13 protein-coding genes are annotated in these 13,711 nt (G+C 71.9%); 7 read left to right on the plus strand and 6 right to left on the minus strand.

Annotated features, from left to right (window positions below):
• Positions 1-72: 72 nt before the first annotated feature.
• Positions 73-870, plus strand: coding sequence for a 5'/3'-nucleotidase SurE (surE, locus tag Afe05nite_RS34140; protein ID WP_203821411.1), 798 nt, complete (start codon positions 73-75; stop codon positions 868-870).
• 3 nt (positions 871-873) lie between these two features.
• Here surE and Afe05nite_RS34145 read toward each other — a convergent pair whose 3' ends face one another.
• Both Afe05nite_RS34145 and Afe05nite_RS34150 read right to left on the minus strand, forming a co-directional pair.
• Entirely contained in the window at positions 874-2,397 is a 1,524-nt protein-coding gene (locus tag Afe05nite_RS34145; RefSeq protein ID WP_203821412.1) for a hypothetical protein, read from the minus strand.
• The gene (locus Afe05nite_RS34150) at positions 2,394-3,254 is read right to left on the minus strand and encodes a hypothetical protein (RefSeq protein ID WP_203821413.1); all 861 of its coding nucleotides are present in this window, start codon (positions 3,252-3,254) and stop codon (positions 2,394-2,396) included. Before Afe05nite_RS34150 ends, Afe05nite_RS34145 begins: the two co-directional genes overlap by 4 nt.
• Positions 3,255-3,521: 267 nt before the next feature.
• Between Afe05nite_RS34150 and rho the strand changes: the two genes are divergently transcribed.
• A complete protein-coding gene (gene rho, locus Afe05nite_RS34155) occupies positions 3,522-4,727 on the plus strand; it encodes a transcription termination factor Rho (protein WP_203821414.1) in 1,206 nt (401 codons plus the stop codon).
• A 10-nt stretch (positions 4,728-4,737) separates the two neighbouring features.
• Here rho and Afe05nite_RS34160 read toward each other — a convergent pair whose 3' ends face one another.
• From Afe05nite_RS34160 to Afe05nite_RS34170, 3 genes are all read right to left on the minus strand, one after another.
• Positions 4,738-5,367, minus strand: coding sequence for a putative glycolipid-binding domain-containing protein (locus Afe05nite_RS34160; protein WP_203821415.1), 630 nt, complete (start codon positions 5,365-5,367; stop codon positions 4,738-4,740).
• An 84-nt stretch (positions 5,368-5,451) separates the two neighbouring features.
• On the minus strand, positions 5,452-5,943 hold the full coding sequence (locus Afe05nite_RS34165) for a MarR family winged helix-turn-helix transcriptional regulator (protein WP_239118406.1): 492 nt from the start codon (positions 5,941-5,943) through the stop codon (positions 5,452-5,454).
• Positions 5,944-5,995: 52 nt separating this feature from the next.
• Positions 5,996-7,846 carry a pectate lyase-like domain-containing protein gene (locus tag Afe05nite_RS34170; RefSeq protein WP_203821416.1) on the minus strand — a complete coding sequence of 617 codons (1,851 nt, stop codon included), beginning with the start codon at positions 7,844-7,846 and terminating at the stop codon, positions 5,996-5,998.
• A 227-nt stretch (positions 7,847-8,073) separates the two neighbouring features.
• Here Afe05nite_RS34170 and Afe05nite_RS34175 point away from each other — a divergent pair, with 227 nt between their 5' ends.
• Complete coding sequence (locus Afe05nite_RS34175) at positions 8,074-8,676, plus strand: GNAT family N-acetyltransferase (protein WP_203821417.1); 603 nt, start codon at positions 8,074-8,076, stop codon at positions 8,674-8,676.
• A 34-nt stretch (positions 8,677-8,710) separates the two neighbouring features.
• Positions 8,711-9,835 carry a 5-methyltetrahydropteroyltriglutamate--homocysteine S-methyltransferase gene (locus Afe05nite_RS34180; RefSeq protein WP_203821418.1) on the plus strand — a complete coding sequence of 375 codons (1,125 nt, stop codon included), beginning with the start codon at positions 8,711-8,713 and terminating at the stop codon, positions 9,833-9,835.
• Positions 9,836-9,854: 19 nt separating this feature from the next.
• Here Afe05nite_RS34180 and Afe05nite_RS34185 read toward each other — a convergent pair whose 3' ends face one another.
• Positions 9,855-10,946 (minus strand): aminotransferase-like domain-containing protein, encoded by a 1,092-nt coding sequence (locus Afe05nite_RS34185; RefSeq protein WP_203821419.1) that lies wholly within the window; start codon positions 10,944-10,946, stop codon positions 9,855-9,857.
• Positions 10,947-11,020: 74 nt separating this feature from the next.
• On the opposite strand from Afe05nite_RS34185, the gene Afe05nite_RS34190 reads away from it, so the two are divergent.
• The 3 genes from Afe05nite_RS34190 to Afe05nite_RS34200 all read left to right on the plus strand — a co-directional run bounded on the left by Afe05nite_RS34190 (position 11,021) and on the right by Afe05nite_RS34200 (position 13,637).
• Positions 11,021-12,127, plus strand: a complete 1,107-nt coding sequence (locus Afe05nite_RS34190) for a MalY/PatB family protein (protein ID WP_203821420.1) — start codon at positions 11,021-11,023, stop codon at positions 12,125-12,127.
• Positions 12,118-12,630, plus strand: a complete 513-nt coding sequence (locus Afe05nite_RS34195) for an LURP-one-related/scramblase family protein (protein WP_203821421.1) — start codon at positions 12,118-12,120, stop codon at positions 12,628-12,630. The genes Afe05nite_RS34190 and Afe05nite_RS34195 overlap by 10 nt, the downstream gene beginning before the upstream one ends.
• A 62-nt stretch (positions 12,631-12,692) precedes the next feature.
• On the plus strand, positions 12,693-13,637 hold the full coding sequence (locus tag Afe05nite_RS34200) for an NAD(P)-dependent oxidoreductase (protein WP_203821422.1): 945 nt from the start codon (positions 12,693-12,695) through the stop codon (positions 13,635-13,637).
• The last annotated feature ends 74 nt before the right edge of the window (positions 13,638-13,711 follow it).

The following is a 13,711-nucleotide window of genomic DNA, read 5'->3' on the forward strand; positions in this document are numbered from 1 at the left end:
GGGCGGGCCGGGCAGAGGCGGAAGTCCCGAACCGGGGCTTCGGGCCGAGCCCGCGGAGGGGGAGCCGACCGGATGCGAATCCTGATCACCAACGACGACGGCATCGACGCCCCCGGCCTCATCGCCCTCGCCGAGGCGGTGCGGGCACACGGCTTCAACCCCGTGGTGGCGGCCCCCGCCGAGGAGGCCAGCGGCATGAGCGCCGCCCTGACCGCGGTCACCGACCGGGGCCGGATCACCTTCCGGAAGAAACCGCACGGGTACGGCGTGGCCGCGTCCCCGGCCTACATCGTGGTGCTCGCCGCCCTGGGCGTCTTCGGTCCCCCGCCGCAGATCGTGCTGTCCGGCATCAACCGAGGGGCGAACACCGGCACCGCGGTCCTGCACTCGGGCACGGTCGGCGCCGCCCTGACCGCGGCCAACCACGGTGCCCGCGGCCTGGCCGTCTCCCTCGACGTGCTCACCCCCGGCAACACCGGCCCGCTCACCCTCGCCGAGGACGCCGCCCTGCCCTGGCCCACCGCCGCCACCCTGGCCGCCGGCCTGCTCGACTGGCTGGCCGGCACCCCACCCGGGACAGTGGCCAACCTGAACGTCCCCGACCGCCCCACCGCCGAGATCCGCCACGCCACGTTGGCAACCGCCGGCCAGGTCCGCATGGCCGTCGCCGAGCAGGGCGAGGACTTCGCCCGCCTGACCTTCGAGCGGGGTGCGGCCCCCGCACCGGGCAGCGACGTGGTCCTGCTGGCCCAGGGCTACGCCACCCTGACCGCACTCCGCCCGGTGGCCGAGGCGACGGGCGTGCTGATCCCGGCGCAGCGCGCGGCCCCGCCCGCGGTCACTCCGGAGCCCGGCCGCGTTACCGGGTAAGGGTCAGTCGCGGGCGCGGCGGACCACGGCGCGTACCGCCCGGCGGCCCGCTTTCAGGCCGCCGACCAGGGTGTTCGCGGCTCGGCCCGGGGCGGTGGCGGAGAGTACGGCGTTGAGCTGGCGCAACCGTCTCAGGTCGTGGTCACGGCGGGCGAGCTGGCGCTCGTAGAACTCGTGTTTCGCGCGCGCGTCGGCGAGTTCGCGGGTCAGGCGGTCGCGGGCGATGATCAGCTCGCGGACGGACTCGACCGCGGGGGGCGGGATCGCCGGGACGTCGCGCGGGTCCAGTTCGCGGCCCGTCATGCCGGCCAGCAGGGCGGTCAGCGACGCCTCGTCGGCGGGTGCGGGCCACAGATGGGCGTGTCCACCGGCGATCGCCGAGGCGGCGAACTGGCGCAGCGCCCGCAGCGGCGGACCGGCGGGGGCCAGGCCGTGCAGGTCACCGTCGGCGTCGACGATCACCTGGGCGGCCGGCACCCCGGCGGCGGGACCGGCCTGCCACGCGGTCACCAGGTGGCGGACGTCCGGGAGCGCCCGCCGCGCGCACGCCGCCAGCAGGAGGTCCGCCAGGGTCCGCCCGACCGGGACCGGCACTCCGCCGTGGGTCCAGCGGCCACCGGCCTCCCGCCGTACCTCGGCGACCGGCCCGGCAGCGCCCACCTCCGGGGCCGGCCCGGCAGCGCCCGCCTTCGGGGCCGGCCCGGCGGGGGCCGCGATCAGGGCGTCGGGAGCGGGACCGGCGGAAGCGGGGCCGGCCAGGAAGATCCAGGCGGGGGCCAAGGCGTCGGCCAGGTGGTGGCGCAGGGCGCCGGTGATCAGGCGGGCGGGGTCGGCGAGCTGGGGTTCGATCGGTGCGGCGGCGGCCAGGGTCGCCTGCCAGAAGCCCTGCAGCGCCGGGTCGGTGAGGGCCGGCCCGCTCAGGAGTGCACCCGGGTAGGCCGCATAGTCGCGGGTCACTGCGACACCAGCCGAGGCCAGCCGGGCTCGCACGGCGTCGGGGCCGAGGGGGCGGGTCGGGTCGCGGTCGTCGGGGGTGATCCATTCGGTGTCGGGCGGGGTCGGCGGCAGCGACAGCAGGCGGTGCACGCCGAACAGGTTCTCCAGGCGCAGCAGCAGGCGACCCTGCGGGCTCAGCCCGGCGAGCAGCCGGGTCAGCGTCTCGTCCCAGGTCAGGTCGGCCGCCTCGGGCGTCAGAAGACGATCAAGACCATCAAGGGCGACCACTGTGTCGTACGCGGCGGTCGTCGAGAATTTGTCCAGGCTGCCGCAACAGACCGTCACCCCGGGCCGGGACGCGTAGCGGGCCGCCAGGAACTCGGCGTCGGCGACGCCGCGCACCAGCAGCGTGACGCGCCCGGCCGGGATCGCGTCGACGAGTTCGGGGGCGTGCGGACCGGCCACCAGCACGTCGCCGGTGATCGCGGTCAGCAGCGGGCGCAGCGCCGGGTCACCGGCCGGGGCGGGACCGTGTGTGGCGTCCAGATCGGACCACACCGACATCTCCCCGCCGATCAGCTGGACGGTCATCGGATCAGCACTCCGGTCAGTTCGGCGTCGGCGACGCGGTCGGGCATCGGCCAGCCGAGCAGGCGGCGCAGCTCGGCGGGGGCGAGCAGGCGGTCGGCGCCGAGTTCGGCGACCGCGGCCGCACCGGCGAGATCCGGATCGACGTACGGGCCGTGCAGCGCCGCCCATTCCCGCCGGATCCGGGGCTGGCCGCCGAACGCCTGCTTCTCGTTCTCGAGGTGCATCGGATCGCCGTAGACGGCCGGCGCACAACCCGCCAGGGCACCGTAGAAGATCGCGCTGCACAGCCGGTTGGACGCGACCCGCTTGTGTCTGCGTAGCTCGGCCAGCTGACGGTAGAGGAACCCGGGGTCGAGGTCCTGCCACCAGCCGCCGCGGTAGCCGTGGCAGACCACCCGGAAGCCGGCGTCCTCGTACCGGCGCCGGAGCTTGCCGTCGCGGAACTCCTGCCAGTACAGGCACACCGTGACCGGGCCGTCCTCGACCTCGCGCATCGACGCCATCAGGCCGTCATGATCCCCGACGACGTGCTGCCCCTCCCAGCCGTGGAACGGGTACCAGATGGTGCCCTCCCGCTCGTCGTCCGCCGCCGCCGGTTCCATGGCCAACAGGTACGCGAAGGGGGCGCCGACCACGTACCCCTGGCGGCGGCCGAGTGACCACGCACGCCGCCGGGTGCGCTCCGACCAGAGGAACGACGGGACGCCCGGCGTGTACTCGTGATCGGGCGCGAGGCCGTCGCCGATGTTCCATCCGTGCTGGAGGTAGCCGTGCAGCCGCGGCGGATCGGTGTCGTCGAGGCCGCAGTAGCGGGCGAGCACGTGGGAGTGGCCGTAGTAGTGGTTGGCGTGGTGCACACCGCATCTCACACCACCGAAGCGAACACCGCGTGTCCAGGGGATGGCCGGGGAACATCCGGGGGCGTGCCGCTGTTGCGCCCATCGCCGGAGGTGCTACCTTGGGCGCAGTCGGATCGCGGATGAGGCCTCGTCCCCCGCAGATCTGGCTTATTCACCCCAGCCGAGAGTCACCGACCCGGCAACCGCAATTTTTCAGCTGACGAGCCGCGCTCGTCGGTTTCCCCCGCCGGACCACGTGCGCCGGCCCTCTGAGGAGTCACCTCGATGACAGATCTCGCTACCCGTACACCCAGAACCCGCCGGCAGCCGGTCGAACCCGCGGATGTCGCCGTCGACGCGATCCTCGACATCGTCGACGACCGCGCCTGGCTGCGCGCCGACGGCTACCTGCCCGGCCGCGACGACATCCCGCTCGCCCTGCCCCAGGTCCGCCGGCTCGGCCTGCGCCGCGGCGACCGGATCACCGGCTTCGCCAAGATCCCCGGCTCGGCGGGCACCGGCGACGGCCGCGAGGCTCGGCGCAAACCGGCTGACCTTCAGGTCGAGGCGGTCAACGGCGGCCGGCCGGGGCCGCGGCGGCCCGACTTCTACGAGCTGACCGCGCTCTACCCGCAGGAGCGGCTGCGCCTGGAGACCGACCCGAACCTGCTCACCACCCGGCTCATCGACCTGGTCATGCCGATCGGCAAGGGCCAGCGGGCGCTGATCGTGGCGCCGCCCAAGGCCGGTAAGACGATCATCATGCAGCAGATCACCCGGGCCGTCGCCCGCAACAATCCCGAGTGCCACCTGATGGTCGTGCTCGTCGACGAGCGGCCGGAAGAGGTCACCGACATGCAACGCCTGGTCGGTGCCGCCGGCGAGGTCGTCGCGGCGACGTTCGACCGGCCGCCGCACGAGCACACCGCCGTTGCCGAGCTCGCCATCGAACGGGCGAAACGCCTGGTCGAGCAGGGCGAGGACGTGGTTGTGCTGCTCGACTCGATCACCCGGCTGGGCCGGGCGTACAACCTGCTGGCGCCGGCCCGCGGGCGTACGCTCACCGGCGGTCTCGACTCGACGGCGCTCTACCCGCCCAAGAAGTTCCTCGGTGCCGCCCGCAACATCGAGGGTGGTGGCTCGCTGACGATCATCGCCACCGCCCTCGTCGAGAACGGCTCGGCGATGGATTCGGTGATCTTCGAGGAGTACAAGAGCACCGGTAACGCCGAGCTGAAGCTGGACCGCGCGCTCGCCGAGGCCCGCACCTACCCGGCGATCGACGTGGCCGCGACCGGCACCCGGCACGACGAGACCATCGTGGGCCGCGCCGAGCTGGCCGTGCTCGGCCAGATCCGGCGCGCGCTCACCGGTCAGGACCGCCGGGAGGCCCTCCAGCACGTGCTCGAGCAACTGCGCGGCACCGGTTCGAACGCGGAGTTCCTGCGCCGGGTGCAGCTGACCCTGGCCACTTCCGAGCCGCCGGCCTGATCGGCCCGGTTCAGGGCGCGATGCGCAGGCGGCCGGCCTGGTAGGTGACGATGCCCTCGGCGTCCAGGTCGTAGGCGCTGGCGGGGCCGTCGCCGGTGACCCGCAGCCGGTTCTCGCTGATCCGCTGGAACGTCGACACGCCCGGCACCACCATCAGCCACGGCATCCGGATGCGGATGGTCGGCGCCGCGGTGGCCGTCGTGGCCGGATCGAGGCGCAGCGCCCGCAGCGCCCAGGTCAGGAAGATCGGCGACTCGCTGACCAGCGGCAACGAGGCGTCGTCGAGACGCGCCGGGTCGTCGATGCCGGGCGGCGGGGCGTCCACGTCGCCGGACTGCTCGGCGCCGCACGTCCACGCTCCGTCGGGGGTGCGCGAGAGCGCGAGGTTGCGCCGCCACCCGCTGCCCTCGGTGGTGATCGTCAGCGTGCGGATGCGCCAGGAACCGTCCAGGTCGGCGTGCCAGCGAGCGGAGTAGGGCCGGCTGCCGCCGACGATCGACGCACCGGTCACGACGCCGGGCATGACGCTGTCCCGCAGCACCAGTTCGGTGCCGATCGTGCCGGTGCGCTGCCAGACCAGAGGTCCGTGGGCTCGCGAGGCCGCCACCCGACGCTGGGTGGACGCGGTTCCGAGGTTCATCTTCGCTCGCTTAGCTAGGGGCCGGGTGAGACGAATACCCAACCCATTGCACCATGCAACCTTTGCGAACGGGTAGCCGCTGTGCTAACTCAAATCGTCGGCATGCCGGGTCCAGCCCATCCACCACTGGTGTTCGGGCATCTCCCCGGCCGCGGTGGCGAACGCGGTGAGCGCCTCGGTGACCGCCGGCTGCCACAGCGGGGCCGTCTCGCCGACGATGCGCTCCAGCTCGGCCCGGCGGCGCGCCATCACCGTCTCGACGATGTCGTGGCCGGCCCGGGTGAGCCGCAGCTGCACGGCACGCCGGTCGTCGGTCGAGCGCACCCGGCGCACCAGCCCCTTGGCGACCAGGCGGTCGGTCATCCGGGTGCCGGTCGACGGGTTGACGTTGAGCTCCTCGGCGATGTCGGCACCGCGCATCGAGCCGCGGGCGGACAGCACGACGAGGGTGCGGAACTGCGGGATCGTCACATCGGCCTCGACGTCGGCGAGCGCCCGCACGGTCAGGCCGACCAGCGCCCGGCTGGCGAGCATCAGCGCCTGCACGGCGGGCTCCCGGTCGGGCAACGGTGGCATTCGGACATCATGGCAGGGGCCGAGACCGTTTTCACGGTCCCGGCCCCGGGTGTCACGGCGTCGGGTAGTCGGTGATGAACACCGGCTGGCCCGCCGGGTTGCTGTCGGAAGCCGGGCCGCCCACGCCGTTGACGACGTGGTCGATGGTGCCGGCCGACAGGTTGACGGTCATGATGTGGTGCAGCCGCACGCCGGGACGGTTCGGAACCTCGAAACCGTTCTCGGTGTGGATCGACGGGTTGTTCTGGTTGAAGACGTAGACGCCGGCCCCGTACAACCTGTGGGTCCGGACCTTGTCCCCGACCTTGTAACCCGCGTAGCCCTCGACCTTGCCGTTCATCCAGTCGGCCTGCGTCGGCGGGTCGTACGGCAGCTCGTTCTGGTAGAGCACGGTGGTGCCGCCGTTGCCGTTCCAGACGGTGTTGTACTTCTGGAAGTGCTCGACGAACAGGCCCGTCGCGGTCACGTTGTCGCCGTTGATGACGGCGCCGTAACGACCGGTGTTGGTCTTCCACCGCTCGGTGTCACCGCCGGTGAAGCCCTCGACGCCGTGGTCCGCGCGCCACACCCAGGTGTGGTCGACGAGCACGTTGTCGCTGTTGACCTCGAGAGCGGTGTCGGTCTTGCCGATGTGCGGACCGCCGACGCGGAAGTACACGTCGGACAGTGTGGTCGGGTTGGCCGGGGAGCTGATCCCCAGTCCCAGCTTCGAACCGACCTGCAGCAGTGTCTTCGACTCCTTGGTGCCGGCGTCGATGGTGACGCCCGCGATGATCGCGCCCGGAACGTCGGCCACCTTGATCGGGGTGGAGCCGTTCACGGCGGTGAGCGTCGCGTGGCCGGTGCCGAGCACGACCTGGTTCGGCCAGATCACGTTCAGGCCCTGGCTGATGTCATAGCTGCCCGGGGTGAGCAGCAGGTTCTTGCCGAGCAGCAGGTTCGCCTGGATCAGCCACTCCGGGTCGGAGGGCTTCGCCAGGTAGAAGTCGCTCAGCGGCAGGGTACGACCGGGGGTGAGCCCGTTCGCCCAGGTGGCCCCGCTGCTGTTGGTCTGCGCCGACGGCACGCGCACGTTCCACCTGCCGTTGGCGTCGACGAACAGGTACGGCTTCTCCCGGCTGACCGGGGTGGTGGCGAGCGTGGTGTACGGCGTGCCCGGGAAGACGGACTCGTCCGGCGCACCCTGCACGCCCGAGAACACCTGGTTCCACACCGCGTTGCTCCAGCTGTCCACCTTGCTGTTCCGGGTCAGCCACTGCTGCTGCGACCCGTTGATCACGGTGGGGAACTGGGAGTCGGCGATGAAGCCACCGCTGGCGTACTGCGGCCCGGCCGAGCAGTAGTCCATCAGGGAGAAGTTGCCGCCGGTCACGTTCAGCCGGCGCAGCGACACCGCCTGGGACACCGCCCAGAAGTTGGTGCCGTTTCGGCAGTCCGCCTGACCGGTGCTGTTCACCTTGATCGACAGGTTGGACAGCGTCCGCCAGAAGTTGACCAGCGCGAGACAGTTGCTGGTGCCACCGTCGGCGAGACACCGGTTGTAGACCTCGACCTTGCCGTTGATCACGACGTCGTTCGGCGACGCGCCCAGACCGGAGATCTCGGTGTAGTACCCGACCTTGAACTGCAACGGCTTGGCGTCCGTGCCGTACGTGCCGGGCTTGAAGTAGAACGCGTACCGGTCGGTGCCCATCTCGTTGTCGACCTGCTTGGTCCAGGTCGCGTCGAGCTTCGCCTGGATCTGCTCGACCGGCATGCTCGGGTCGAAGATCGTGACGTGGCCGCCGAGGGCAGGCGTGGGAACCGCCTTGGTGGTGGGGTTGGCGTGGGCGGCGGTGCCGGTCAGCGCACTGGCGGTGACCACCGCCAAGCCGATGGCGAAGATCCGCCCGAACTTTCTCATCCTGGAGGGGTCCTTCCCGTAAAGGGTTTGCAACAGACTCGATCACAGCTGGCAACAGAAGAACGTGGATGTCAACGTCACCGAGACCGGCATACGTGGCGGCTCCGGACATCTCGGCCCGGTTCCGCGACAGGAACTGCCCGAACGTCCGCCGGTACCGGTACCGGCGCCCTCCCGGACGAGGTTGTACTGGGCAAATGACGGAGCCCGGGGCCTAGCCTCGACCGGTGGCTGAGATACGTTCCTATCAGGCCGCCGACCTGGCGGCCGTCTACGACATCTGTGTGCGCACCGCTGACGCCGGGGCGGACGCGCGGGGCAAGTTCTCCACCGACGAGCTGTGGGGTGACCTGTTCGCCGGGCCGTACGTGCATCTCGAACCGGACCTGGCGTTCGTGGTCGACGACGGCGGGGTGGTGGTCGGTTACGTCGTCGGCACCGGCGACACCGAGGCGTTCGCGCAGCGGTACCCGGCGCAGTGGTTCGCGCGGATCCGCGATCGCTATCCGGAGCCCCCGCCCCCGCCCCGCAGCGCGGAGCAGGACCTGATCGCGCTGCACTACCACCCGGACCACATCGTGGTGCCGGAAGTGCTCGCGGAATTCCCCGCCCACCTGCACATCGACCTGCTGCCGGAGCACCAGGGACGCGGGTTCGGGCGGCGGCTGATCGAGCGGTTCACCGAGGCGGTCGACGCCCCGGGCGTGCACGTCGCGATGCTGACCGCCAACGTGCCGGCCCGGGGCTTCTACGACCGGCTCGGATTCGAGGTGCTGCCGGTGCCCGATCCGGGGCCGCTCACCTATCTCGGGCTGCGGATCGGCACCTGATGTGCGCGCGGCCCGGCAGGCGTAGGGTTTGCCGATGACGCTTCGGGACACGCCGCCCTTCCGGGCCGATCATGTCGGCAGCCTGCTCCGGCCCGCCCCTCTGCTCGAGGCCCGCGAGAAACGGGCGACCGGCGAGATCTCCGCCGACCAACTCCGGGTGATCGAGGACGAGGCGATCCGCGACGTCGTGCGCATGCAGCGCGACGTGGGGCTGCGCACGGCCACCGACGGCGAGTTCCGGCGTACGTCGTGGCACATGGACTTCATCTATCAGCTCGGCGGGGTGCACCGCACCGACGAGAAGATCCAGGTGCACTTCCGCAACGCCGACGGCGAGCTCGACTTCGAGTCGGCGGCCCTGGTCATCGACGAGCCGGTGCGCCTGGTCGACACCATCTTCGGCGACGACTTCCGGTTCCTGTCCCTCGCCGTCGAGCAGGGCCAGACCGCGAAACTGACGATCCCGTCGCCGAGCATGGTGCACTACCGCGGCGGCCGGGCCGCCATCTCCCCGTCGGTCTACCCCGACGAGGACCAGTTCTGGTCCGACCTGAGCGCCGCCTACGCCACCCAGGTCGCGCGGGTCGCCGACCTCGGCTGCCGCTACCTGCAGCTCGACGACACGAGCCTGGCCTACCTCAACGACCCCGCCCAGCGGGACCTGCTCGCCTCGCGTGGCGACGACGCGGCGCACCAGCACCTGCGCTACATCAAGCAGATCAACGCCGCGATCGGCGACCGGCCCGCCGACATGGCGGTCACCACCCACATGTGCCGCGGCAACTTCCGCTCGTCGTGGGCCGCCGAGGGCGGCTACGACTTCGTCGCCGAGGCCCTGTTCAGCGAGCTGGCCGTCGACGGCTTCTTCCTCGAGTACGACGACGACCGCTCCGGCGGCTTCGCCCCGCTGCGCTTCGTACCGCCCGGCAAGATGGTCGTCCTCGGCCTGGTCACGACCAAGCGGGGCGAGCTGGAGTCCAAGGACACCCTGAAACGCCGCATCGACGAGGCCGCCCGCTACGTGCCGCTGGAGCAGCTGTGCCTCTCCCCGCAGTGCGGCTTCTCCTCGACGGTCGAGGGCAACGCCCTGACCTACGACCAGGAGGTCGCCAAGCTCCGCCTGATCGCCGAGGTCGCCGCGGAGGTCTGGGGCCAGTGACGGCGGCCGGCCGGCCGGCTCATCCGCCGGTCAGGGCCGTGCCCAGGCGGGTGGCCGCCTCGGTCAGCTCCGGGGTGGGCAGCATCGAGAAGCTCAGGCGGATGCGGTCCTCGCCACCGGCGCCGTGCAGGTGGAAGCGCGGGCCGGGGACGAAGGAGACGCCGCGCGCCTCCGCCGCCACGAGCAGGGTGGCGGCGGTCCAGGGCGGCGGGAGGGTCACCCAGAGGAACCAGCCGCCGGCTGGGCTGTCGATCTCGGTGTACGGGCGGAGCCCGGCCACCAGGGCGTCGCGCTGGTCGCGGTAGGCCGAACGCACCGTGGCCAGGTGGGTGTCGTAGGCGCCGCTCGTGCCGAACGTCGCCATGGTCAGCGCGGTCGTGTGGTTCAGGCCGCCCCCGCTGTGGACGTAGCCCAGCCGCGACAGCCGGCCGACCAGTTCCGGGGTGCCGTTTATCCAGCCGAGGCGCAGACCCGGCGCGACCGTCTTGGCGAAGGAACCGATCCGGATCACGTTCGCACCGTTCCACAGCGGGGGCGGGGCGGTGCCGTCGTAGACCAGTTCGCGGTAGGTGTCGTCCTCGACGATCATCAGGTCGAGCTCGGCCAGGGCGCGCCGGCGGTCCGGGGGCAGGCTGCGGCCGGTCGGGTTGGCGAACGTCGGGACCAGGTAGAGGAAGGCGACCCGGCGGCCGCTCGCCCGGATCGCCCGGAGCCGGGTGGCCAGCCGGCCGGGGTCGATGCCGTCGTCGTCGGCGGGGGCGCGGATCAGCTCGACCCGTGCGTCGGTGAGCATCGGGAACGCCAGGTGATAGGTCGGGGAGTCGACGAGCACCACGTCACCCGGCTCGGCCAGCAGTGCCGTCAGCAGCGCCAGGGCGTGCGACGCGCCGGCGGTGACGAAGAGCGAGGACGCCGGACAGCCGAGGCGCGGGGCGAGCCACTCGGTCAGCGGGGGCGGTCCCGCCGCGTACCCGTAAGTCAGCGCGCGCCAGCCGAAAGCCGCCAGTGCGCCGGCCGCCGCGACCGGCCACCCGGCCGTCGGGAGCAGCGCCGGGCGCGGGTGGCCCCAGCCGAGGTCCAGGATGCCCGGCCGTTCCTCGAACTGGATCACGCTCGTCCCTCCGCCGGCCCGCCCGCGTAAGTTTGGCCGATGAGGCAGCTGGCTCGACCGGCGGGAGCGCGGGCATGAATCCGTTACGGCAGCTCACCCTGGCGCAGCTGCGCACGCGCAGCAGCGAGAAGTGGCGCACCTACCCGGCCGACGTCCTGCCGTTGTTCGTCGCCGAGATGGACGTGCCGCTGGCCGAGCCGATCGTGCGGGCCGTCACCGACGCGGTGCGGAGCGGGGACACCGGTTATCCGGCCGGCAGCGACTACGCCGAGGCGATGGCGGAGTTCGCGCGCGAACGGTGGGGCTGGGACGGGATCACGGTGCGGCGGGCGGCGGTGGCGCCGGACGTCATGTACGGCATCGTGGCGGTCCTGCGAGCGATCGGAGCCACCCGGGTGGTGATCAACAGCCCGGTCTACGCCCCGTTCCACGCCTTCATCCGGCACCTGGGCGGCACCGTCGTCGAGGCGCCGCTCGACCGGGGCCGCCTCGACCTGGACGCCCTGCGGGCGGCGTTCCGGCATGCCGACGCCTATCTGCTGTGCAGCCCGCACAACCCGACCGGCACCGTGCACACCACCGGCGAGCTGACCGCCGTGGCCGAGCTGGCCGCCCGGCACGGGGTACGCGTCATCGCCGACGAGATCCACGCGCCCCTCGTGCTCGCGGGCGCCACGTTCACCCCCTATCTCAGCGTCGCCGACGACGGGTTCTCGGTGCTGTCGGCGTCGAAGGCGTGGAACCTCGCGGGCCTCAAAGCGGGCCTGGTCATCGCCGGTCCGGCCGCCGCGGAACGCATCCCGGCGTTCGCCAACGAGCCGAGCCACGTCGGCGTCATCGCCCACACGACGGCCCTGCGCGAGGGCGGGCCATGGCTCGACGACCTGCTCGCCGGTCTCGCCGAGAACCGCCGGCTGCTCGGCGAACGGCTCGCCGAGAAACTGCCGGCGGTGCACTACCAGCCCGGCGAGGCCACCTACCTGGCCTGGCTCGACTGTCGTGAGCTGGGGCTGGGCGACGACCCCGCGGCCGTGTTCCTCGACCGGGCCCGGGTCGCGCTCAACTCCGGGCCGACGTTCGGCACGGGCGGCGCGGGGCACGTACGCCTCAATTTCGCCACCTCGCCGGAAGTCATCGAGCAGGCTCTGGACCGGATGGGGACAATCGAGTCATGTATGTGATCAGGGAGCGGTTCTTCGCGATCGGTGACGACTTCGACGTGCTCGACGAGCACGGCGACAAGGTCTACCGGGTCGACGGCAAAGTGTTCAGCGTGCGCGGCAAGGTGGTGATCGAGGACCCGTCCGGCGCGGAGGTCGCCTCGGTGCACCGGCAGATCGTCGCGCTGCGCCCGACCTACGAGATCCGGATCGGCGGCGAGAAGGCGGCCGAGGTCCGCAAGAAGCTGTTCACCCCGTTCCGGGAGAAGTTCACCATCGACGTGCCCGGCCCCGACGACCTGACCATGAAGGGTGATCTGCTCGACCACGAGTACGAGATCGAACTCGGTGGTCAGGAGGTGGCCGCCGTGTCGAAGCGCTGGCTGACCATCCGCGACACGTACGCCGTGCAGGTCGCCGCCGGCGTCGACCCGCTCCTGATCATCGGCAGCGTCCTCGCCCTCGATCTGGCCCTGGACCGGGAGAAGGACAAGGACGAAAAGAAGGAGAAGGAGCAGGACTGATCCGGGAGACTGCTCGGCCGGGTCGCCCGGACGCAGGACCGGCGCCACTAATGTGAGCGTTCATGAAGGTTCTCCTGCCCGACAGCACCGACCTCGACCTGCGCGCGCCGGACGGCGCCGAAACCGTCACCTATGCGGCCGGTGAGCCGATCCCGGCCGAGCACACCGACGCCGAGGTGCTCGTGGTCTGGGGCAACCCGGATCACCAGCTGGCGGACTCCGCCGCCCGGCTGCGCGGGTTGCGCTGGGTGCAGACCCTCGCCGCCGGGCCGGACGCGGTGCTGCGGGCCGGCTTCGCGCCGGCGGTGGTGATCACCAACGGCGCCGGGCTGCACGACCGCACGGTCGCCGAGCACACCCTCGCCCTCCTGCTCGCCGCGGCGCGGCGAATCCATCTGCTGACCCGGGCGCAGATCGGGCGGCGCTGGGCGGCCGAGCTGGGCGGCAATCAACCCCGGCGGGAACGGGCCAATTTCCGTACGCTCCGGGAAGCGCACGTGGTGATCTGGGGGTTCGGTGGCATCGCCGCCGCCCTGTCCCCGCACCTGGTGGCGCTCGGCGCCCGGGTCACCGGGGTCGCCCGCACCGCGGGCGAGCGGCACGGCTTCCCGGTCGTCACCCCCGGCGACCTGCCGGCCCTGCTGCCCACCGCCGATGTGTTGGTCAACATCCTGCCGGACACCGAGCAGACCCGGCGCGCCGTGGACGCGGACGTCCTCGCCCTGCTCCCCCGGCACGCGTGGCTGGTCAACGTGGGTCGCGGCGCCACTGTCGACGAGGCCGCCCTGCTCGCCGCGATCCGCGGGGAACGGCTCGGCGGGGCCGCGCTCGACGTGTTCGAGACCGAGCCGCTGCCGGTCACCTCCGGCCTGTGGGACGAGTCCAACGTGATCATTACGCCGCACGCGGCGGGCGGTCGACCGCTCGGCGCGGAGGATCTCATTCTCGCCAATCTCGCTCTTTTCCAGGCCGGGAAGCCACTGCGCAACCTGGTCGACCGTTCCTGAAAAAACCGAGCACCGGGCCGCGTCCACGCCGGATGCTCAGAGCAGGCCGGCCGCGCAGCAGTAAGCACGACGAA

Origin of the sequence: Paractinoplanes ferrugineus, assembly GCF_016862195.1 — a bacterium.
GTDB lineage: Bacteria > Actinomycetota > Actinomycetes > Mycobacteriales > Micromonosporaceae > Actinoplanes > Actinoplanes ferrugineus.

Coding starts and splice junctions, on each gene's coding strand:
- surE (WP_203821411.1), top strand. CDS start 73: ATGCGAATCCTGATCACCAACGACGACGGCATCGACGCCCCCGGCCTC.
- Afe05nite_RS34145 (WP_203821412.1), bottom strand. CDS start 2,397: ATGACCGTCCAGCTGATCGGCGGGGAGATGTCGGTGTGGTCCGATCTG.
- rho (WP_203821414.1), top strand. CDS start 3,522: ATGACAGATCTCGCTACCCGTACACCCAGAACCCGCCGGCAGCCGGTC.
- Afe05nite_RS34160 (WP_203821415.1), bottom strand. CDS start 5,367: ATGAACCTCGGAACCGCGTCCACCCAGCGTCGGGTGGCGGCCTCGCGA.
- Afe05nite_RS34165 (WP_239118406.1), bottom strand. CDS start 5,943: ATGCCACCGTTGCCCGACCGGGAGCCCGCCGTGCAGGCGCTGATGCTC.
- Afe05nite_RS34170 (WP_203821416.1), bottom strand. CDS start 7,846: ATGAGAAAGTTCGGGCGGATCTTCGCCATCGGCTTGGCGGTGGTCACC.
- Afe05nite_RS34180 (WP_203821418.1), top strand. CDS start 8,711: ATGACGCTTCGGGACACGCCGCCCTTCCGGGCCGATCATGTCGGCAGC.
- Afe05nite_RS34190 (WP_203821420.1), top strand. CDS start 11,021: ATGAATCCGTTACGGCAGCTCACCCTGGCGCAGCTGCGCACGCGCAGC.
- Afe05nite_RS34195 (WP_203821421.1), top strand. CDS start 12,118: ATGTATGTGATCAGGGAGCGGTTCTTCGCGATCGGTGACGACTTCGAC.
- Afe05nite_RS34200 (WP_203821422.1), top strand. CDS start 12,693: ATGAAGGTTCTCCTGCCCGACAGCACCGACCTCGACCTGCGCGCGCCG.